The 22,185-nt window shown below is 70.6% G+C and carries 15 protein-coding genes; 9 read left to right on the forward strand and 6 right to left on the reverse strand.

Translation table 11 applies throughout. The annotated features are described in order from the left end of the window. Positions 1–4: 4 nt before the first annotated feature. Both ACYSUO_RS06575 and ACYSUO_RS06580 read left to right on the forward strand, forming a co-directional pair. Positions 5–2,599, forward strand: coding sequence for a family 78 glycoside hydrolase catalytic domain (locus ACYSUO_RS06575; RefSeq protein WP_461775045.1), 2,595 nt, complete (start codon positions 5–7; stop codon positions 2,597–2,599). A gap of 41 nt (positions 2,600–2,640) precedes the next feature. Next, positions 2,641–5,115: a glycoside hydrolase family 3 protein gene (locus ACYSUO_RS06580; protein WP_461775046.1), complete on the forward strand. Its 2,475-nt coding sequence runs from the start codon at positions 2,641–2,643 to the stop codon at positions 5,113–5,115. A gap of 34 nt (positions 5,116–5,149) precedes the next feature. On the opposite strand, the gene ACYSUO_RS06585 is transcribed toward ACYSUO_RS06580, so the two are convergent. After that, on the reverse strand, positions 5,150–6,103 hold the full coding sequence (locus ACYSUO_RS06585; RefSeq protein WP_461775047.1) for a MerR family transcriptional regulator: 954 nt from the start codon (positions 6,101–6,103) through the stop codon (positions 5,150–5,152). 76 nt (positions 6,104–6,179) lie between these two features. Continuing rightward, a complete protein-coding gene (locus ACYSUO_RS06590; protein ID WP_461775048.1) occupies positions 6,180–7,073 on the reverse strand; it encodes a helix-turn-helix transcriptional regulator in 894 nt (297 codons plus the stop codon). Between the two features lie 212 nt (positions 7,074–7,285). Between ACYSUO_RS06590 and ACYSUO_RS06595 the strand changes: the two genes are divergently transcribed. The 6 genes from ACYSUO_RS06595 to ACYSUO_RS06620 all read left to right on the forward strand — a co-directional run bounded on the left by ACYSUO_RS06595 (position 7,286) and on the right by ACYSUO_RS06620 (position 15,464). After that, complete coding sequence (locus tag ACYSUO_RS06595) at positions 7,286–8,263, forward strand: aldo/keto reductase (protein ID WP_461775049.1); 978 nt, start codon at positions 7,286–7,288, stop codon at positions 8,261–8,263. Positions 8,264–8,314: 51 nt separating this feature from the next. Further along, complete coding sequence (locus ACYSUO_RS06600) at positions 8,315–9,343, forward strand: zinc-binding dehydrogenase (RefSeq protein WP_461775050.1); 1,029 nt, start codon at positions 8,315–8,317, stop codon at positions 9,341–9,343. A gap of 150 nt (positions 9,344–9,493) precedes the next feature. Further along, positions 9,494–11,596 carry a serine/threonine-protein kinase gene (locus ACYSUO_RS06605; RefSeq protein WP_461775051.1) on the forward strand — a complete coding sequence of 701 codons (2,103 nt, stop codon included), beginning with the start codon at positions 9,494–9,496 and terminating at the stop codon, positions 11,594–11,596. A 30-nt stretch (positions 11,597–11,626) separates the two neighbouring features. Next, a complete protein-coding gene (locus ACYSUO_RS06610) occupies positions 11,627–12,973 on the forward strand; it encodes an SUKH-4 family immunity protein (protein WP_461775052.1) in 1,347 nt (448 codons plus the stop codon). Between the two features lie 28 nt (positions 12,974–13,001). Then, positions 13,002–13,274 (forward strand): DUF6406 domain-containing protein, encoded by a 273-nt coding sequence (locus ACYSUO_RS06615; RefSeq protein WP_461775053.1) that lies wholly within the window; start codon positions 13,002–13,004, stop codon positions 13,272–13,274. Positions 13,275–13,328: 54 nt separating this feature from the next. After that, positions 13,329–15,464, forward strand: coding sequence for a hypothetical protein (locus tag ACYSUO_RS06620; RefSeq protein WP_461775054.1), 2,136 nt, complete (start codon positions 13,329–13,331; stop codon positions 15,462–15,464). Positions 15,465–15,526: 62 nt separating this feature from the next. On the opposite strand, the gene ACYSUO_RS06625 is transcribed toward ACYSUO_RS06620, so the two are convergent. Beyond that, positions 15,527–15,823, reverse strand: a complete 297-nt coding sequence (locus tag ACYSUO_RS06625; RefSeq protein ID WP_461775055.1) for a hypothetical protein — start codon at positions 15,821–15,823, stop codon at positions 15,527–15,529. Next, the gene (locus ACYSUO_RS06630) at positions 15,730–17,760 is read right to left on the reverse strand and encodes an SUKH-4 family immunity protein (RefSeq protein WP_461775056.1); all 2,031 of its coding nucleotides are present in this window, start codon (positions 17,758–17,760) and stop codon (positions 15,730–15,732) included. Before ACYSUO_RS06630 ends, ACYSUO_RS06625 begins: the two co-directional genes overlap by 94 nt. Positions 17,761–17,977: 217 nt before the next feature. Between ACYSUO_RS06630 and ACYSUO_RS06635 the strand changes: the two genes are divergently transcribed. Then, the gene (locus ACYSUO_RS06635) at positions 17,978–18,526 is read left to right on the forward strand and encodes a hypothetical protein (protein WP_461775057.1); all 549 of its coding nucleotides are present in this window, start codon (positions 17,978–17,980) and stop codon (positions 18,524–18,526) included. A 305-nt stretch (positions 18,527–18,831) separates the two neighbouring features. Here ACYSUO_RS06635 and ACYSUO_RS06640 read toward each other — a convergent pair whose 3' ends face one another. Further along, entirely contained in the window at positions 18,832–19,623 is a 792-nt protein-coding gene (locus ACYSUO_RS06640; protein ID WP_461775058.1) for a hypothetical protein, read from the reverse strand. Between the two features lie 280 nt (positions 19,624–19,903). Beyond that, positions 19,904–22,093, reverse strand: a complete 2,190-nt coding sequence (locus tag ACYSUO_RS06645; protein WP_461775059.1) for an SUKH-4 family immunity protein — start codon at positions 22,091–22,093, stop codon at positions 19,904–19,906. Between the last annotated feature and the right edge of the window lie 92 nt (positions 22,094–22,185).

Raw genomic sequence — 22,185 nt, forward strand, 5'->3', positions numbered from 1 at the left:
TCCCTTGCTGCCCTCCCCGCCCTCACCGGTGTCCTTCGAACACCTCCCGGACGGCCTCGGCATCGGCACCGCCACGCCCCGCCTCTCCTGGACCCTGGCCCCCGGCTCGAACCGCCAGACCGCCTACGAACTCCAACTCTCGCGCGGTCTAGCGGAGTTGAGTACCGGCCGCATCGACAGCGACGAGCAGGTCCTCGTGGCCTGGCCGGGCGCGCCGCTTGTCTCACGCGAACGCGTCGCCGTACGGGTCCGGGTCTGGACCTCCGGCCATGACGGCCCCTCGGCCTGGAGCGAGGAACGCCCCGTGGAGGCCGGCCTGCTCGACCCCACGGACTGGCGGGCCGTACCGGTCGCCGCCGCATGGTCCGAGGACCCGGAGTCCGACCGCCAACCAGCGCTGGTCCGGAGGGACTTCACCCTCGACCGCCCCATCGCCCGCGCCCGCCTCTACGTCACCGCGCACGGCCTGTACGAGGCGGAGATCAACGGGTGCCGCGTCGGCGACGAGGCACTCGCCCCCGGCTGGACCGTCTACCCGCACCGCCTGCGCTACCGCACCCACGACGTCACCGACCACCTCACCGAAGGCGCCAACGTCATCGGCGCCTGGCTCGGCGACGGCTGGTACCGCGGCAAGTACGGCTTCGACGGCGGCACCCGCAACATCTACGGCACCGACCAGTCGCTCATCGCCCAACTGGAGGTCACGTACGACGACGGCACCACGACCGTCATCGCCACCGACGAAACATGGCGCGCGGATACTGGCCCCATCCTCACCAGCGGCCTGTACGAAGGGGAGACCTTCGACGCCCGCCTGTACCACGCGAGTTGGTCCACCCCGGCAGGCGTACACGCCGGCACCTGGGCACCAGTACGCACCGGCGAACGCGACCCCCGTTCCCTCGTCGCGCCCCTCGGCCCCCCGGTCACCTGCACCGAGGAGCTCGCCCCGGTCACCGTCACCACGACCCCCGACGGCCGCCACCTCCTCGACTTCGGACAGAACATGGTCGGCCGCCTCCGCGTGACGGCCGACGGCCCGCCCGGGACAACGATCACGCTCCGGCACGCCGAGATCCTCCAGGACGGCGAACTGGCGACCCGCCCCCTGCGCGAGGCGCACTCCACCGACACCCTGATCCTGTCCGGCGACGGCCCGCTCACCTGGGAACCCCGCTTCACTCTGCACGGCTTCCGCTACGCCGAAATCACCGGCTGGCCCGGCGAGTTGACCCCCGACATGGTCACCGCCCGCGTCCACCACACCGACATGCGGCGCACCGGCTGGTTCGAGTGCAGCGACCCGCTGGTCAACCGGCTCCACGAGAACGTCGTGTGGAGCATGCGCGGCAACTTCGTCGACCTGCCCACCGACTGCCCGCAACGCGACGAACGCCTCGGCTGGACCGGCGACATCCAGGTCTTCGCCCCCACCGCGAGCTACCTCTACGACTGCGTGGGCATGCTCGACTCCTGGCTCACCGACGTCGGCCTCGAGCAACTCCCCGACGGCACCGTCCCCTGGTACGTGCCGGTCATCCCCGGCGGCCCGATGTGGACCCCGATCCGGCCCGGCGCCGCCTGGGGCGACGTCGCCACCCTCACCCCCTGGGTGCTCTACCAGCGCTTCGGCGACCGCGAACTGCTGCGCCGGCACTACCCGACGGGCAAGGCATGGGTCGACCTGATGGAACGCCTCGCCGGGCCCGACCGGCTGTGGAACAGCGGCTTCCAGCTGGGGGACTGGCTCGACCCCGCCGCACCACCGGACGACCCGGCGGCCTCGCGCACCAACCGCTACCTCGTCGCCACCGCCCACTTCGCCCACTCCGCGCGACAACTCGCGCGAACAGCAGCCGAGTTGGGATACGAGCAGGACGCCGCACGGTACGCGGCGCTCGCCGACGAGGTGATCGCCGCCTTCCGCCGCCGCTACGTCCTGCCCACCGGCCGCATGACCAGCGACACCCCCACCGCCTACGCCGTCGCCCTCGCCTTCGACCTGCTGGCCCCGGACTGGCGCGGCCCCGCAGGAGACCACCTCGCCGCACTCGTCCTCGCCGACGAGGGACGCATCGCCACCGGCTTCGTCGGCACCCCACTGATCTGCGACGCCCTCACCGACACCGGCCATGTCGACGTCGCCTACCGCCTGCTGACCCAGACCGAATGCCCCTCCTGGCTGTACCCCGTCACCATGGGAGCCACCACCGTCTGGGAACGCTGGGACAGCCTCCGTCCCGACGGCACCCTCAACCCCGGCGGCATGACCTCCTTCAACCACTACGCCCTCGGGGCCGTCGCCGACTGGCTGCAGCGGGTCGTCGGCGGCATCGCCCAAGCGGCTCCAGGCTACCGGGAGTTGGTGTTCAGGCCGCGCCCCGGCGGCGGCATCACCTGGGCCCGCACCCGCCACGAGACGCCGTACGGGACGGCGTCGCTGGACTGGGAGGCGACCGAGGGCGGCATGACGGCGCACATCACCGTGCCCGAAGGCTGCACCGCCACCGCAGAACTCCCCGGATGCGCCCCCGTCGCGCTCGGCCCGGGGGAGCACACGCTCGACACCACCGCACTCATCTCCACCGCGGCGTGACACACCTGCTCGCGACCGCCCAACCCGTTCGGAGAGCCGCTATGAACAGACGAACGTTCCTCGGCGCCGCAACACTCACCGCCCTGTCCGCGGGCCTCGCCCCGGTCCTGACCGACGCGTTCGCCGCAGACGGGACCACCCCGGCGCAGCGCGCCGACGCGATGGTCGCCCGGATGACGGCGGCCGAGAAGGAGTCGCTCGTACGCTGCGACTTCGCCGCCCTCGCCCACCTGGGCATACCGGCCCTCACCATGGTCGACGCGTCGGCAGGCCTGCGCGGCGAGAAGGGTGTCACGGCCTTTCCCGTACCGCTGGCCCAAGCCGCCACGTTCGACAAGGAGTTGGCGGGCCGACTCGGCGCCGCCATCGGTACGGAGGGGCGCGCCAAGGGCTACAACAACCTCCTCGGCCCCACCGTCGACATCAGCCGGACCTGGCACTTCGGCCGACAGGCCGAGAGCATGGGCGAGGACCCGCTGCTCGCGGGCGAGCTGGGCGCGGCCGTCACCGTCGGCATGCAGAGCCGGAACGTGGCGGCCACCGTGAAGCACTTCGCCGCCTACACCCAGGAGGTCAACCGCTTCTTCACCGACACCAAGGTCTCCGGCCGGGCGTTGCACGAGATCTACCAGGCACCGTTCCGGCGCATCGTCGCGGCCGCCCCGGCCACCTCGGTCATGATGGCCTACCCCAAGATCAACGGCGTCTTCGCGACGCAGAGCCCGGCCCTCTTCGACGACCTGAAGAAGGGCATCGGCCTCCAGGGGCACACCGTCCCGGACTTCTGGGCCGGGGACGACCAAGTGGCCGCCGCCCGGGCGGGTATGGACCTCGCCGGTCTCGGCGGCGACGGCGTGAAGCTCAAGGCCGGCGACCTCACCGGCGGAGCGATCCCCGCCGACAGGCTGACCGACGCGGCGCGCCGCATCCTGCTCACGATGTACGCCACGGGCCTCTTCGACCACCCGCTGCCCGAGCCGGCGGACGACGTGAGCACCGACGCACACCAGGACCTCGCCCACGAGACGGCGATCGCCTCCACCGTGCTCCTGACCAACCGCTCCACCACACTTCCCCTGCCCTCAACGGTGAAGTCCCTGGCGGTGATCGGCCCGGCAGGCACCGACACCTTCACGGGTGTGTCCGGCTCGACGTACGTGGACCCCGGCACATGGGCCACCCCACTGGAGGCGATCCGCGCACGCGCCGGCGCCACGGTGAAGGTGACACACGCCCAAGGCACCAAGGGTGACGTGCCGCTGACCACGGTCCCGTCGACGGTACTGCGCACCGCATCAGGCGCGCCCGGCCTGACCGGCACCTACTACAAGGGCGGCGACGCCACGGGTACCCCGCTCACCACCCGCACGGACCCAACGGTCGACTTCACGACCGCACCCGTGGACGGACTGCCCGACGTATGGTCCGCGACCTGGACCGGAACACTCGTGCCGACCGCCACCGGCCTGCACCGCTTCTCACTCCTGCCCGCGGGAACCGCATCGCTGAAGCTCAACGGCACCACCGTCGTCTCCGGCACCCGCCACAGCCGCCGCTTCTTCCTCGGCCCCTACGACTATCCGCTGCAGGGCACCGCCGAGCTGACCGCGGGCCGCCCGGTCACCGTGGAGCTGCGCTACACCAACTCCGGTGCCGACACCGGTACATGTGGCCTCACGCTCGGCTGGCAACCCGAGTCGCAGATCCCGGCGGCGGTCGAGGCGGCCCGCGCCGCCGACGCCGCGGTCGTGTTCGTCAACCGCGTCGCCGGCGAGGACATGGACCACCTGGAGTTCGGCCTGCCCGGCGACCAGGACGAGCTCATCACGGCCGTCGCCGCGGCGAACCCGCGTACCGTCGTCGTCCTCAACACCGACGGCCCGGTCGCCATGCCCTGGCAGAACGACGTCGGGGCCGTCGTCCAGGCCTGGTACGGAGGCCGTGGCATGGGCACCGCGCTCGCCTCGGTCCTCTTCGGCGACACCGACCCGGGCGGCCGCCTCCCCGTCACCTTCCCGGCCGACGCGGGACAGGGCCCCGGCACCACGACCGCCACCTACCCCGGAACGAACGGCACGGTCACCTACGACGAAGGCGTCAACGTCGGCTACCGCTACTACGACAGCAAGGGGCAGCGCCCCCGCTTCCCCTTCGGCCACGGCCTGTCGTACACCACCTTCGCCCACGGCTCCCTCGAAGCGGCCTACGATGCCGCAGCGAAGAAGGTGACCGTCTCCGTCACCGTCACCAACACCGGTACCCGCGCGGGCACGGACGTCGTCCAGCTCTACGTGACACTGCCGGCCGCGGCGGCCGCCGAACCGCGCCGCCTCGTCGGCTTCCACAAGGTGTCCCTGGCCGCCAAGAAGTCCACGCGACTCGAACTCTCTGTACCCGTAAGCGAGTTGCAGGTGTGGAAGTCCGGGCAGTGGACTCTCGTCCCCGGCTCCTGCACGTTCGCCGTGGCGCGTTCTTCGCGGGACGTCACCGCGCAGCGGACGGTGACGGTCGGCTGACGCGGGGACGCCTGGCCGACCAACGGGCAACGGGCTACGTGTCGATGGACCTGCTTCCCGTGCCGGCACGCAAGGCCTCGCCGAACCAGGTGAACACCGGTGCCAGGCTCGGCGGGACGGGCCAGGCGTTGATCACGGACAGGAGGTGCCAGTAGCGCTCCGCGCGGGGGTCGCCGGCCGTCTCCAGGCGCGTCAGCAACCAGGTCCGCAGGTCCGCGTCGTCCGCGCGGCCGAAGGTCTCGGCGTAGCGGGCGGTCAGATCGTCGACGATGGGCGCGGCTTCGGGGGAGGCCGGGTCGATGCCGGAGGCGAGAGCCTGGCCGGCCCGGTCGCGGACGGCTTCGGTCAGGTCGTGGTGCAGGCCCGTGGTGTCGCCCTGGGCACGTTCACTCGCCTGATACTCGGCCATCCGCCGCACGGCGGCACGGAAGTCGGGGTCCTGGGTGAGCTCGGCGAGTTCCGCCCAGGCCTCGACCTGCTCGGGTTCAGGGTCGTCCGGCAGCTCGGGCATGGCCGAGCGCATCATGGCCACGAACTCGGGATTGGCTTCGAGGCCGCCGAAGGTGTCATCGATGAAGTCGGTGACGAGGCGTCTGCGCTCGTCTTCCGAGAGTTTCGCGAGCTTGTGCATGAGGTCCATCTCCTTGGGAGTAGAGCCCCGTCGGGCCACCGCCCGAAGCACCGCGCGCCGCAAACGAAGGGTGCGGATCTGCACGTCCAGTGCGTCGGCGTGGGTCGCCGCGATCTCGGGCACCGAGATCTCCCGGTCCAGAACCCGCCGGATGGCGGCGAGTTCGAGGCCCAGGTCGCGAAGGGTGCGCACCAGATCCAGCCGCGTGAGCGCGTGGATGTCGTAGAGCCGGTAGCCTGCCGGGCTGCGGTCGGTCGACGGCACGATCCCGCTGTCGGAGTAGAAGCGAATGGTCTTGACCGTCAGTCCGGTCCTGCGGGCCAGCGCCCCGATCGTGAAGAGTCCGTCGCCTTCCATGCCCCCACCCTCGTGTCTCCCCTTGCGGGAGACTCAAGTACATCTTCGCGCGGCGAGGCCGGCGGCCGAGGCGGTGTCAATTCGTGTGGGGTGACGATCTGGGCGTCGAGGCGGCCGGCGCAGTCATGTCGAGCAGGAGCAGGGCGTCGTGGTCGGGGGTGCCGGGTTCCGCGGTGTAGACCCCGATGCGTTGGCCCGGGGTGCCTTCGATGTGCAGGGACTGCGAGGTGAGGGTGACGGTTCCGACCTGGGGGTGCTGGAACGTCTTGTGCGCCGGCTTGCGCCCGGTCACCTCGTAGCGTTCCCACAGGCCCGCGAAGTCCGGGCTCTTGAGGAGGAGTTCGCCGACGAGGTGGGTGAGGTCGGGGGCGTCGGGCGCGGTGCCGGCGATGGCGCGCAGGCGCGCGACGCAGGCCGTGATCTGCCGGTCCCAGTCCGTGAAGAGATCGCGGGCCGCGGGGTGCAGGAACAGGTAGCGGGCGAGGTTGCGCTGCTTGACGGGCCAGTCGTCGAGGCCCGCGTACAGGGCGAGGCCGCCGGGGTTCCAGGCGAGCACGTCCATGCTCCGGCTGATGACGTACGCGGGGTTCGGGCGCAGCGATTCGAGGAGCAGTTTGAGGTGGGGGCGCACCGTGCGGCTGGGCGCGGGCGGTGGCTCGGAGACGTAGCGGGCGGCGCGGGCGGCGAGCTCGCGCAGGTGCTGGTGCTCCTGATCGTCCATGCGCAGGGCGCGGGCCAGGGAGTCGAGGACCGCCGGGCTGGGGCGGGTCTCCTTGCCGCGCTCCAGGCGAACGTAATAGTCGATGCTGATCCCGGCGAGGGTGGCCAGTTCCTCGCGGCGCAGGCCGGGGGTGCGGCGGATGCCGGCGCCGACGGTGAGGCCGACGTGCTCGGGGCTCGTCTGAGTGCGACGGGCGCGCAGATAACGGCCCAGCTCGGCGCCCTCGCTGTGCGCGCTTGTCGATGCCATGGCTCCAGTCTCACCCGCCGGGCACCCGCCCCGCAGGGCCGAGGGGGGCCCTGTCGTTACCCCCGAAGAGCCCGCCCTGCCGCATGGGTGCGATCCCGGCGAAGGTGAAGGAGCAAGACACCGGCACCCCGGTCCCCGCCACCACAGGCGCGACCTGCCGGGGCGGGCGAGAGTGAGGGTGCCGGGTACGCCATGGATCGAAAGAGGGCGAGATGCGGTACATCAACCTGCGTGACCTGGAGGTTTCGCGGATCGGCCTGGGCGCGATGGGGATGTCCCACGGCTACACCGGCTCCGGCACCGACGACGCCGAGTCGATCAGGACCGTGCACCGGGCGCTGGAGCTGGGTGTCACATTCATCGACACGGCGGAGATCTACGGGCCGTACGTGAATGAGGAGCTGCTGAGCCGGGCGCTGAAGGGGCGCCGGGACCAGGTGGTGCTGGCCACGAAGTTCGGCATGGTCTCCCACGCCGGCGACGGCGCGTGGAACCTGGACTCGAGCCCCGCCAACATCCGCACCGCGGTCGAGGGTTCCCTGAAGCGGCTCGGCACCGACCACATCGACCTGTACTACCAGCACCGGGTCGACCCGAACACGCCGATCGAGGAGACCGCGGGCGCGGTGGCCGAGCTGATCACCGAGGGCAAGGTGCGCGCCTTCGGACTCTCGGAGGCCGGCCCGGACACGATCCGGCGCGCGCACGCCGTCCAGCCCGTCACCGCCGTGCAGTCCGAGTACTCGCTGTGGACGCGCGGCATCGAGGACCGCATCCTGCCGGTCCTGCGCGAGCTGGGCATCGGCCTGGTGCCGTTCTCCCCGCTCGGTCACGGCTTCCTCACCGGCACCGTCCGCTCCGAGGGCGACTTCGAGCCCGGCGACTTCCGGCACGGCAACCCGCGCTTCACCGGCGAGAACTTCCGGCGCAATCTGGCGCTCGCCGACGAGGTCCAGGCCATCGCCGCCGAAGCGGACGCCACCCCCGCGCAGGTGGCCATCGCGTGGCTGCTCGCGCAGGGCGACGACATCGCCCCGATCCCCGGCACCAAGCGCGTGGCCCGCGTCGAGGAGAACACCGCCGCCGACGACCTCACGCTCACCAGCGAGCAGCTCGCCCAGCTCAGCAGCCTGCCGCCCGCCGCCGGTGACACCCACACCGAGGCCCAGGCGCGGATGCTCGAACGCTGATCACCTACGTACCCACCACCTGACGCCACACCCGTTTGGAGTACGCCTCTCATGCGCGCAGCCCTGATGTACGGAGCCGGCGACGTCCGCGTCGAGGACCGGCCCGACCCGAAGATCGTCCAGCCGACCGATGCCGTGGTGCGCACGCTGGCCGCGTGCGTGTGTGGCAGCGACCTGTGGCCGTACGGGGCCATGCCCGCCGCCGAGGAGGGCCGCCCCATGGGGCACGAGTTCCTCGGCGTGGTCGAGGAGACCGGCGCGGAGGTGACCGGCCTGAAGGCGGGGGACCTGGTCGTCGCCCCGTTCACGTACAGCGACAACACCTGCGACTACTGCGCCAAGGGCCTGCAGATCTCGTGCCGCAACGGCGGCCGGTACGGGTTCGACGGTGTCGACGGCGGGCAGGGCGAGGCCGTCCGCGTGCCGTACGCGGACGGCACCCTGGTCAAGCTGCCGGTGGCCGCGGACTCCGCGCAGCTGCCGTCGCTCCTCGCGCTGTCGGACGTGATGACCACCGGCCACCACGGGGCGGTCACCGCCGGTGTGGGCCGCGGCGACACGGTGCTCGTGGTCGGGGACGGTGCGGTCGGCCTGTGCGGGGTGATCGCCGCGAACCGGCTCGGCGCCGAGCGGATCGTGCTCGCCGGCCGCCACGAGGCGCGTACCGAGCTGGGGCGCCACTTCGGTGCCACCGACGTCGTCGCCGCGCGCGGCGAGGAGGGCGTCGCCCGCATCCGCGAACTGACCGGCGGCGTGGACAAGGTGATCGAGGCCGTCGGCACCCGCCAGGCGCTGGACACCGCACTCGGCGCGGTCCGGGACGGCGGCACCATCAGCCGACTCGGCGTCCCGCAGTACGAGGAGGGGCCGATCGGCCCGGCCGGGTTCATGCGGAACATCACGCTGACCGGCGGCGCCAGCCCCGCCCGCGCCTACATCGAGCAACTGCTGCCCGATGTCCTGGACGGCACCATCGCCCCCGGCCGCGTCTTCGACCGCACCTTCGCCCTCGACGAGACACCGGACGCCTACCGGGCCATGGCGGACCGCAAGGTACTCAAGGCACTCATCCGCCCCTGACCCGCGCGGCGCGTGGGTGCCCGGTGCATGCCACACCTGGGTAACAAGCGGCGGACGGGGCGTGATTCGTCCCGTGCGACCCCCATAGGATGAACGCCGTACGGTCAACATGACGTGACGGTGCCGGACGGACAGGACAACGGGGGAACGATGACCAGCCCGACCCAGGCCCCAGGGCAGGCCCAGGCCACCTATGAGCCCCACCCCTACATCGGCGGGCGCAACGCCGCGCTGCGCGCGCTCGCCGCGTGGCGGATGGAGTGGCCGGGCGCGCCCCGGGTCGTCATCCTCACCGGGAGCGCGGGCACCGGGTGTTCGCGGCTGCTCACCGGGTTCCTGATGCTCTGCGACCCGGAGTACCGCAAGAGGCTCGAGCTGGACGCGTTCGATCCGGCGACCGTGCCGCCGGACCTGCCCGCGCCCGCCGTGCCGAGCGTCGCAGGGCTGACGGCGGCCCAGACCCTGTGGCTGCTCGCCGACCACTACGAGCTGTCCGCGACCCGCACCGCCGACATCTTCCCCGAACTCGGTCAACTCCCGTCGTCCGGACGGCCGGTGACGATCGTGGTGCCGGATGTGGACCGGGCAGGACCGGTGCGGGGTGCGGGGGAGCCCGCGCGCGTGGTGCGCGACGTGCTGAAGCCCCTCGCCGCCGTCGACTCCATACGTCTTCTCGCCGAGGTGCCCCGGGAGTTCGCCGCCGAACTCGCCGAGAGCCTGCCGTCGGGCGAGGCCCGCATCATCGACCTCGACGCACCCGAGTGGGCCGACCCCGAAGGGCTCGTGCTGCAGGCCGAGGCGCTGCTCAATCCCCAATTCGGCGCCCCGGAACTGCCGTTCACGACCGACCCCACCGCTCGCCGCGCGCTCGCCGAGGCGATCGCCCGACAGGCGGGCGACGGCGCGGGCAGCCGCCTGACCGTGCACCTCGCCGTGCAGTCGATCCTGACGCACCCGGAGGGCTTCGACCCGGCGGATCCGAGCCAACTGCCGGGCAGCGTGGGCGAAGTGCTCGATCTGCACGCCCAGCGACTCGACGCCCACCCCCGCACCCTGCGGCAGATCCTCGCGCCCCTCGCCCTCGCCGAGGGCGACGGCCTGCCCGTGCACCTGCTGACCCCGCTCGCCTCCGCCGTCGCCGAACGGGACATGAGCGAGGACATGGCGCGCGGCATGCTGCTCGCCGCCCCCTTCATCCGTCCCGTCGAGAGGTCCGGCGACGACGTCCCCGAGGACGAGCGGACACTCGTCGCGTTGCAACACCCGGGCATCGGGGAGGCCGTTCGGGCGGGCATCCCGGATGTACCCGGCGCTCAGGCGCGTATCGCCATGGAGTTGCTGGAGGCCGTCCCCGATCAGGACTGGGCGAAGGCGGGGGAGTACGTACGCGATCGCATCGCGGGACACACCCTGGAGGCCGGACTGCTTCCCCGGCTCCTCACCGACCCGAACCTCTTCGCCCAGGCCGACCCGGTGCTGCTGCGCGCCGCGGTGGAGGCCCTGCCCTACGAGCAGTTGGACGCCCCGGCGCGCACGTATCTGCGTACGGCCCCGCTGCTCACCCGCACCGAGGCGCCCGCCATGCTGCGGGCGGCGCTGCTGGAGACGGCGTTCGTCGAGGACGGGCTGCCGGAGTACGCGGCGGTGTTGCGCGGGGCGCTGCCGGAGCTTGCGTGGCACACCTTGTGGAGTGTGTCGGTCGCCCGGGTCGATGGTGTGACGGTCGGCAAGCTGGACCCGGATGCGGCTGTGTCGGACGGTGCCGCGTCGGATGGCGCAGAGGTGGGGCCGCTCGCGGTCGCGGTGAGTGTGGTGCCTCAAGGCACCCCGGGTGCACGCCCGTTGAAGGCCGACGGCCCTGAGGCCCCCGCCCTGCTGGTGCACGACCTCGCCACCGGCTCCGTCGTCGAGGCCGACCCGGCCCTGATCCGGCGCCCCTCGGAGGACGAGCGCGCCGCGAGCCCGCTCGGATTCAGCCGCGGCGCCGACTACGTCCGCGTCTGGCGACGCGGCGCGCAGAAGGGCGACGAGGAACTCGTCACGGCTCTCATCTCCGCCACTCCCTTCACGGGAACCGACATCTCCGCCGATGGCATCCTCCTTGTTGCCACGGAACGTGGTGTGAAGGCGTTGCAGATCCGCCCGGCGAAGCCGGTTACGCCCGACGTACCTGCTCCCCGGGCAGCGGAGCCGGAGCCCGAGCCCGCGCAGGCTCCCCAAGCCCCCGGACCGGACGCCCACCCCGGCGCCTGACACCCGCCCGAAGACTCGAAGGGAGTTCCCGTGATCAGCCAGGAGCAGGCGCTCGCGACCGCCGAGGGGTGGCTCAACCCCGAGGGGCAGCAGCGCCGTGAGGTGCGGATCCAGGAGTTCGACCTGGGCTGGGTGGTGTGGGCCGCGGCCCCGCCTCTCGAGCGCGACCCGGTCACGGGCAAGCGCCGGCCGCCGGCCACGATCGGCCACTCCTGCGGTGTCGTCGACCGCCGCACCGGCGAGCTGAGCACCTGGCCGTCCGTGCCGGTCGAGGAAGTCGTGCGTATGTACCAGCAGAAGCACGGCGGCGGCCAGGACACCGAGCCGCACGGAGGCGGCGAGGAGACGGCGCCGCCCGCGCAGCCGCCGGTCACCGGACCCGGCAACACCGCGGTCTTCACCTACGTCGACCCGGGCACCGGCGAGGAGACGAGCCTCGTCAAGAACTCCGCCCCCGGTGAGCCGCACTCCGAGTACCAGGTCATGGTGGAACTGGACCGCCTCGGCGTCCCCGCGCAGAACGTGATCGCGATCCACACCGACCTCAGCTCCAGCCCGCTCCCCGGCGGCTACCCGGGCCTGCTGCTCGGCCGCCGCTTCACCAACGCCAAGTTCACCTGCACGCAGGAGTACGGCCTGCGGGGCGAGGCGCGCGCCGAGGCGGTCGCGGGCCTGATCGAGCACGTCGAGCAGATGCACCGGATCGCGGGTCAGCAGCCGCCGCCCCGACCGCACCGGGCGCCGGTGCCGACCGACGTCGAACCGGCCGAGCCGCTGCGCGATGTCGCCCTTGGTCGCGAGCTGACGGAGGCCTTCGGCGCCGATGACGTACGCCGTTACGACGCCGACGATGTGGCCGGCACCCCGCTGCCCGAGGCCGCCAAGGCCACGCTGACGTGGGCCGGGCTCCCGGCCGACATCCCGTTCTTCTTCACGGCCGACAACCCGGAAGCGGGGCTCCCGGGCGGCCTGTTCGGCAACGCGGCCGCGCACCTGCGCGCGGTCGGCTCACAAGCCGGCGCCGACGCCCTCGCGTTCCTGGAGGACCACGTCCGAATCGGCACCGACGGCGTCGCGCTGATCACCGTCCAGTGCACGGGTTCCGACCTGGACAGCGAGCCGGTCGGCCAGGTCTGGGCCGTCACCCCGGACAACGGCGCGGGCCGCCGCGTCAACGCCTCGGTCTCCGCCTTCGCCCGCTCCCTCGCCCTCCTGCACACCACGCGCGAGGAAATGATCGCGCTCGACCCGGTCATGGCAGGCAGCGCCGTCGCCGACTTCCAGGAGCAACTCGTCGCCATCGACGCGTCGTCCCTGGACGACCCCCGGAACTGGTGGTCGGTGATCGTCGAGCAGATGTGGCACGGGTTGTTCTGACCCACCGCCACCGCATGGGGGATGCGAAGTGAGCAGCGCCGACACGATCCATCTCTGGCACGGAATCCAACGAAAGTCCGAGCACGCGCGCTTCTCGGTGAACGACATCTACAGAGAGCCCGACGCCTCGGTCAGGGTCCGACTCGTGAGCGTCGCCGCCGAAGAGCAGCGGCATGTCCTCCGGGTCGGCGAATCCTTCCCCGTGGGCGACGAGACGTGGCAGCTCGCCGAATTGACGGGGTGGCCGAGCGAGGACGACTGGCTCGTGACGCTGCGCCGCATCGAGGCGTCCGCGGCCTGAGAGGCAGCACACGAGGCCAACGAGTCAGTACGGACGGGGAGGCGGCACCGGAGTATGGGCCGACGCTACGAAGTGGACGGTTACACCGTCGAGTTGGACGACGACTTCCAAGTCGTCCATCGCAACCCACGCGGGAAGAGGCTTCAGCAGGTACCCGAATGGCTCGCGGACAGCGAGAGCACGCGCCGCCTGTACCGGCTGCGGCGCGCGCTGAAAGCACACCGCGAGCAGGCGCGTGTGCTGGCCGAATCCTGGGCCGCCGCGGGCACGCCCGTGCCCAGGGCGCTCGCTGAGTCCGACATCGTGTGGCGCGAGGCACTCGACGACGCCGGAGTGGAGCCGGTGGCAGACCTGCCCGCGCCAGAAGCCGGCGAGACGACGCAGATCGCGCGTACGTACGTCCACCCCGACGGCCACACCATGACGCTCCTCCTGAACACGGCATTCGCACGTCACTGGGACGCGCTGCTGGCGTCGCGGGAGGAATGGGAGCTGACGGACACATTCGCCACTGGCATCCCGGCGCCCTGGGCTGAAGCCGAACTCCCCTTCTCCGAACGACTGATGGAGGCGTACCCCGGCCAGGAACAGGAAGCCCTGGAAGCGGCCCACGCTTTCGGGTGGAGCCTCTGGAGCAGCCCGCCCCTCCACAAGCGCCTCCTGGACAGCCACTTGGAGGACCTGGCCGCGACGGCCCCCAAGTTCCTCCCCGCCTTCCTCGACGAACTCGCCGACATGTGCCTGAAGGAGGGCGGACAGCACAAGGCGTACGCCACCGCATACCTCACACGCGCACGGACCGCCGAACGGGAGCAGCACACCAAGCCCGACGAACGATGGCTCGACGCCCGCTACGCCACCTCAGCGGACCACGGAGCGCTGGCCGCCGAAGCGGTACGCGCGCGTGCCAAGGAACTCGCCCCCAAGGGTGCGGCGGTGTCACCGGACCAGCTGCGACGTTTCCGCGACGTACTGGTGCGACGCGTCCACACGCCCCAGGACCTGTATCCGGGCATGGCAGCGGACCTGCGCAAGGTGGCCCGCGCGGCGAAGGCGAACCCCGAGTCCGAAGTGGCCGCACTGCTCGGGGACATCGTGCCGAGGACCGGACTGTGCGCGGGCGACGTGCACAAATTCTGGGCCGACGCACTGAAGGGGAAGGCACTGGAGCTGCTGGTCGAGCAACGCCCGGAAACGGTGCACGACGTACTGCGGCTGGCCCCCGGCGACGCGAGCAGTGCGCAGGCGTGGCAGTCGCTGCTCCAGCGCAGCGGGGCCCTGGCTCTGCTCACGGGAGAACGACCAGGGCTTGCCACCGGCGAGACCGCCCGCCTGCTGCACGACTGGCTGGCGAGCGAACCGCTCGGGCAGGCACGCACCGAGGAGCTGTGCGACGTGGCGGTGGCCCTCGCCCCGCGCCTGGCAGCCGACGCCGTTCCGGTGCGCCTGCCCTATCGCGATCCCGCGCCCGGCTGGTGGGCGCCTCTGCCGCTCGACCTGGTGGACGAACTCCTGGAACACGGCGTCCCGTTGGCGGACCCGCCACCGAAACTGGGCAGCCCCGGCGCCGGCCACATGCTCGTCGACCGGCGCCCGCATCTGACCCACCTGCTCGCCGACCCGCGCTTCGCGCGCGAACTGCGCAACGCACTCGACAGCGAACTGGAAGGGGTCGCACTCCGGGACGGAGGCGTCCCGTACCGCCACCAGTACCGCCCGCACCAAGCCGCGGAACAGGGCAGCTGGCGATACACCCCCGGCGTCTGCCGCACGGACGTCGGCCGCGAGGCGCTGGCCGCCTGGCTGGACCGCCAACGCGAACGCCTGCGCACCGGACTCGACCTGAACGGCCTCGTGCGCGTGATCGCACCCTTCGTACACATCGGCGGAGCCGTCGACGAACTGCTCAAGGACGAGGCGGCCGCGCGCGAGTTCGCGGCCGTGGACGTGGTGGCGCTGGTCCTGACCGACCTCCCGACGGAGGCCGACTGCCCGGCGGTCGAAGCCCTGATGTCCACGATGCGTCCCGAGAACCTGATCCGCTGGCCCACACCGGCCCTGCGCACCCGTATCGACGCCACCTTGCCCGGCCTGTCCGACGCGCAGGTCGCACAGGCCTGGGAGGTCCTCCAGACGGGGGTCAACTGCCAGGAGGGCCTGAGACGCCTCGTCGGCCGCCTCTCGACCTGATGGCGCCGCGACGCTCTGGCGTCACTTCTCGCGTCGCATGTCGCGTCACATGTCGTGTCGCGTCACGTGTTCTCAAGGAGGTACGCCCATGCGGGCTGTCTGCCGCCCGTCTCGTCGACCTCGGCCAGTGCTTCCGGGAGCCAATGGGTGACCTGCTCCCGCTCGGAACCGCGCGGAGGCGCAAGGTCTCGCGTACGTAGTCCGGTGAGGTACAGCGCGACCATGGTCAGGAAGCTCTCCAGGTCGCGCGCGGCGGGGAGCGCGGTCAGATGCTCCTCGTCGGGGCCGGCCGGGTCCGGGCCGGTCGGGACGCGCAGCACGCGGCCGGTGGGCCCGTCGATGACGAGCTCGCCCCCCATCCACCTTCCGATCTGGAAAAGGGACCGCGCTCCGCCGCGGGCTCGACATCATCCGGCCAGTTCACCTCGTCGAACAGGTCGATGTCCGCGTCCCCGTACGGCAGAAGCGCCATGGCGCCCTCCGTCATGTCCGGCAGCCCGAATTCGGTGAGAAGTTCGCGGGTCGGCTGGTGGGTCAACTCCTCGGGAAGTTCCTCAGGTTCGGCCTCGAAGATCTCGTCTTCGCCGAACAGGGCGACCAGGTCCCTGTGGCTCGGCGGAGCGGCGCCGACGGGGCTGGTCGGGTCAGGGGCCGGGTAGTCCCCGGACAGGGGATTCTGCCGGAGGCCGAAGGTGTCCAAGGTGTCCACGCCGCCCGCCGACTGGAGGGCGATCAGCCCGAGCTCGCCCCCGAACACGACGGCGTCGCCCACGGTCATTGGCGCGCAGGGCATCAAGAAGCGGTACTCGCTGCGCCGGGGAGACGACGAGGCGAACAGGTCGACGAGGCGCGTGGGCTCTCCGGCCTGCGCGGCGGACGAGGCCGGTGTCGTCGCGGCGGGGGACAAGGACAGGTCCGCACGGTGTTCCTGCGGAACCTCTTCTCGGTCCCAAGGACCGGCGAGGAGTCGGCCCGTCTCGGTGTCCCGGACGGACACGTACGGCTCCGGCGACCTGCCGACCATGCGCTTCTGCAGCCCGGCAATGGCGGGCCGTCCCTGCCAGCGTACTTCCGCCAGCCTGGAGAACCTGCCCGCCTCGAGGAAACGTGCGTGACACCCGCCCGGCGGCTGCCAGCGGGCCCACTTCGTACGCCAGGGAAGTGAGACACCGGACGAGGCGACGGACTGCGCGAACTCGAAGTCACCGCGCGACCAGGCCATCAAATGCAGCCAGGAAGCCCACTCGCGCTGGTGGCCCGGCACAACTCCCCGTCCCCACAGGCGAATTGCGTCGGCAGCTGGGGTGCTGCCGGGGATGATGCTGCTGTGGCTTCGTGCCGCGTCGATGAGTGCGGTCTGCGGCAGATGGGCCACCGTACGCCCATCGTGCAGAAGTTCCTCGTACGACCCGGCCTGCACGGCGTGCATGGCAAGGCCGGCAGCGGCGTACAGCCCGACGGGGCCGGACTTGGCCCACCCCTCGGGATGGCGGAGATCGTCGGACGTACGCAGCAGCCAGTCGACCAAGTGCCGGTTGACGCGCACGAGTTGCTCGGCATCGGCTTGGCGTCGCAGCGCTTCGCCCACGCCCTCATCGGCGAAGGAAACCCCGAGCGGCCCCGTCACGAGAACGTCCGAACGCTCCCGGGCCAGCCCGACGAGTTCGTCCGCAGTCATGGACTCGCCGGTCAGGGCGGCAACGAGCTGCCCCCACACGGACACGGGCACGACACGCGGCTCAGCGAGGGCGAGTGCGCACAGGGCCGCCGGAACATCGGGAGCCGATGCCCCAGCGGCGGGCCCGGCCAGATGGAAGAGGTTCCCGGGCTGCAGGCCCAGCGGGAGGAGCCCGGCGTCGGCATCGGTCAGGACGGCCAACTTCCCTGTATCCAGCCGTCCAACGGTGCTGCGCAGCAGCCGCCGCGGCTCGTGCGATCGGCGCGTGTGCCCGGCGCGACGCGTGTTGACGAGCACCAGCAACCGCTCCTCGCTCCACGCATCGAGCGCCTGCGGCCAGAATCGCCGCTCGGTGGGGGAGAGGTCGACTCCCAGCGTGGTGAGGGCCTGGTGCATGATCTGCTCGGCACTGAGCCCGGCGACGTCGACCAGCACACTCCCCGGCACATCCTCGTGCACCCGCCGCAGGACGGCCCCGGCGTCGACACCGTCCGGAGCGACGACATGGGCGGCGCTGCCACCCCGCCCGCCGGCGCGCCACCAAGCACCCACCTGGTCGGCCACGTCTTCCGCGGGCATGCCCTCCGATGTCACCGTCGTGTCACCTCTCGTCGCCACGGCTTCCGAACTCCATCACGGTAATGGGAAGGCGACGCGAACCTGCCCCCGAGGCGCTGTCGTCCGGCCGTCGGGCGCCTGCGTGCACCCGGGAAACCGTACGACGCGCTCCCGGCCGGGCTGTTAGCGTTCGATACGCCGAGGACACGGACGGGCTGCCTTCTCCGTGCTCCTCGCTGGGGGATTGTTCAAGAGCATGGATGGCAGGTACCGCTGAATGGACACAACAGAGCTCGCAGAAGCCCGCGTTGACGAGTCGAGCAACATCCTGGTCGCGCCGACGGCGATGCAGGGCCAGGAATGGGCGAGGGCCTTCTTCGGGACGACCATCACGCCCGACGATCTCGCCGTATCGACACCGCGCGACCTCGCACGGAAGACCGTCTATCTGTGCGGCGACACCTCCGGGATCAGCGACCGCGGACTGCGGGACGCCGCGCGCGTGTTCGTGATCCGCGGCCATTCACATGGTTACCCGGAGCACGCCGACGCGCCATGGCCCATGGTCGAACTCGGTGAGGTCCCCTTCCGCGTACACGGCGGCCTTGGTGTGTACTATCGACGCTTCTTCGGGCTTGACTCCGACGAGTTCGACCGTATCCGTGCGGAGCACACCTTCCAGTCCCTGACGGAGTCCACCAAACCGGGGACGGCACGTCGAAGCGGCATCCATCTGACCCCCGTCACACGTGACGGAGACGCGCTCCGCTTCCGCCTGCTCCGATGCTCCACGAGCACCGGGTCGGACCGGCCCTGTGGGCGTTGACGACCAGCAGCAGCAGCCGCTCGGCTCGACTCCGAGCGCCGTGAGGGCCTGCCGCATGACCTGCTCGGCGGTGAGTCCGGTGGCGTCGACGACGACGCTGCCGGGTACATGCTCGTGCGTCCGGCGCACGACCGCGGAGGCGTCGTGGCCCTCCTCCAGTACGAGGAAAGCGACACGCCCGCCGTGCCCGCCCTCACGCCACCACGCGCCGACGTGACCGGCGACTTCGTCCTCGGGGATTCCGGGGGTGTCGGTGGTCGGCTCGGGCACTGTGCCCCTCCCTGGTTCGTGTCGGTTCCCTGGACTCAGGTGGAACGGGACGGTCCGATCCTCTGGATCACCCGGTCGATGACGACCGCCGCTTCGATCTCCGAGATCTCCACGTGGTCGGTGTCATTGTGTCCCAGCGCGTACAGGTCGAAATAGTCGGTGGGCTCCCAGCACAGGTTCCGGCCGAAGGCCTCATCGCGGGTGACGGGCTCCCGTCCGACCGTCCGGCGGCGCATCACTCCGAGGGGGCGTTCCCTCGGGAATCCCTCGGCGACCACCGCGAAGTAGGTGATCCTCCCCTTCGCCTCGAAGTCCAGGGCGTCGAGCGTCGCCGTGGTCACGGTCGGGAAGGGCGGAGCGGCGATGGCTGTGTCGAGGCCCCAGCGGGGCAGGCTCACGCCGTTGAGGTGGATGGCCTGATCGACGTAGAAGCCGCCCCCACGCTCGTACATGAGGAGCAAGGGCTCGTACGGGTCCGGGAGTTCGGGCAGATCCGTACGCTCCTGACGGCGCAACTCAGCCCAGCGGACGGCGCCCGTCACGGTCCGCTCGACCGAGTACGGACCGACGCCGCTACGCAGGAACGTCTCGAGGTCGCTCGCGACATCGGGGGCCAATTGCACGGAAGCGTCGACGTGTTCAACGATGTCGAAGAACGGCCAGGCGCTCTCGGCTCCGTAGTGCCGGGCCCACTGGGCGGACCTGCGCAGATACTCGCGCATCAGGAGAGCGCGCGACCGTGTGTGTGCCAAGGCTTCCGTCCAGTCGTCCCAGTTGACGGCCTGGAGCCGGGCGAGTATCTGTCGGCTCGACGGGCTTCCGGTCATCGAAGGTTCACGTCCATCGCTTGAAGTTCTGTGGCGGTGGTTCGGGGCCCTGCTGCCGGTGCGCGGTGCCATGGCGTTGATCCATCGCGCTATTCACATTGCCGACCGTCCTGCAACAGTAGATTGATTCCCTTCGTGAGCTCAGCGTGACAAGAGCCGTCCTCGGCCCGGATGGACTAAAGGGCCGAGATGTCAGGATTCGGAGAAATTCCCATGGGACGGGTCCACCCCACTACCGGCGCCTAGGGCGGGAGGGGCCTCATCAAGTGGATGAGCAGGCTCACTCGTTGACGAAGATGTATTTCCAGGCGAGTGCTTCGCTGCCCTTTTCTTCGATCTCGGACAGTGCGCCGGCAACCTTGCCGAAGATCGTTGGCTTCTCGACATGGGGGAGGGGGAGGGTGTCCCGGGTGCGCAGCCCCGTCACCCACCAGGCCACCATGGTCAGAAAAGCCTCCAGGCTGTGTGCTGCGGGCAGGGCGGCGAGTTCTTCCTCGTCCTGCTCCGTCGGAACACGCAATACATGCCCTGTCGGACCGTCGATGACGATCTCGGCCCCCATCCACTTGCCGATCTGGAAGAACGGCCCAGTCTCTTCGACGGGGTCGATGTCATCCGGCCAGGAAGGCATCATTTCGAGAATCTCGACGTCCCAGTCGCCGGCAGGCAGGATCGTCATCCCACCTTCGTCGTGCATGTCGGGGAGGCCGAACTCGAGGAGGAGCTCACGAGTCGGCTCGTGGGCGAGTTCGTCAGGAAGTTCTTCGGGTTCGACCGGAAAGATGTCGTTGAACAATAGGGCCAGCACTGTGTGGTCGGTTTGACCAGGCGTCGAGGCATCAACCGGCATGCTCGCGCCGGCGTCTGAGTAGCCGCCGCCCAAGGACCGGTCAAGGGAGCCGAAGATGGTGAAGTCCATTGAGTCCGCGGACTCGACGGCGAGGAGCCCCGAGTCGCTGCCGAGGATGGTGACGTTGCCGACGGTGAGCGGGCCGCAGGGCAGCAGAAAGGAATTGGCGCTGCGGCGAGCGGGAGCCGCGGCAAACAGCTCCTGAGCGGTGGAAGGGCTCGAACTGTTCTCCTCGGTCGGCCGAGTGAGGTTTTCACGGTGCTTCGCTGGGATCTCGTCACCTTCCCAAGGACCGGCGAGGCGATCGCCGGTTTCCGCATCCCAGACGGAGGTGTACTCGGTGTGCGATGCGACCATGAACGAGCGATGTCTGCTTGCGACAGCCGGCCGTCCTCGCCAGCGCACTTCCGCCAGCGCATGGATCTTCCCGGATTGCAGATAGGCGGGGTGAAAGCCGCCCGGCGGGCGCCAGTTCGTCCACTTCGCCTGCCACGGCAAGGACACACCCGAAGCAGCGATGACATCCGCAGCCTCGTGATCGCCCCGCGCGCGGGCCATCAGATGCAGCCAGGAGGCCCACGACCCCTGGCTGTCCGGGATGACTCCCCACGCCCACAGATGCATTGCGTCGGCGGCCGGACTGTCTCCCGGGGCGTAATAGCGCAGTGCCGTGGCACCGGAGTCCATCAACACACTCTGCGGGATGTTCGCGATCGCCTTGCTGTTTCGCAGCAGCTCTTCGTACGTCCCTGCCTGCACGGCGTGCATGGCAATACCGGCTGCGGCGTACAGTCCGAGAGCGCCGCTTCTGGCCCATCCCTCAGGGTGGCGGAAGGTGGACACCGACTGCAGCAGCCATTGCGCCAAGTGCCTGTTGGCACGCTGCAGTTCGTCGGAAGCGATCTCCGGGCGGAGAGCTTCGGCCACCCCCTCGTCGACGAAGGAAACGCCCAAGGGGCCCGACCGCACGAGATCACTGTGCTCCCGGGCGAACGAGGTGAGTTCGTCCTGGGTGGGGGCTGTGCCGGTCAAGGCGGCTACGAGCTGGGCCCACACCGCCACGGGGACCACACGTGGCTCCGCGAGGGCCAAGGCGCGCAGTGTGGACGAGTCCGGCGTCGGCGCGACGGAGTCCGACGTGGGCAAGTTGAAGACGGCCTTGGGGCTCGTACTGCTGAGAAGTAGTTCGGGGAGCGCGTCGGTCAGCACCGCCAACTTGGCGCATGCCAGCGATCGAAGAGCGTAGGTGATCAGCCGCTCCGGCTCGTGCGATCGCCTGGTGGGCCCGGCGCGATGGGCGTTGGCGATGAGCAGCAGACGCTGCTCGGGCCACTCGCCGCGTGCGATCGACCAACTGCGCTGCTTGTCCGCAGACAGGTCGACTCCGAACGCGCTGAGGGCCTGTTGCAGGACCTGTTCCGCGGTGAGTCCCGTGGCATCGACGAGCACACTACCCGCGAGGCGTTCGTGCACCCGACGTATGACCGAGGCGCCATCGGTCCCGTGAGCAGAGACGACATGGGCGACACCGACACCGCCCTCCCGCCGGCCTTCGTGCCACCACTCGATGACGTCGTCGACGATTCCCCCCGAAGAGGTGGGCGCTGTCGGCTCGGGCATGTCACTCCTTGACGTTGGTTCTCGCGTCCCCCGTCACGGTATTACGGGCTTCGGTCGCCGTATGACGTGCTGACGTGTATCTGAGACCGGCG

It is taken from the genome of Streptomyces sp. UC4497, from assembly GCF_054871485.1.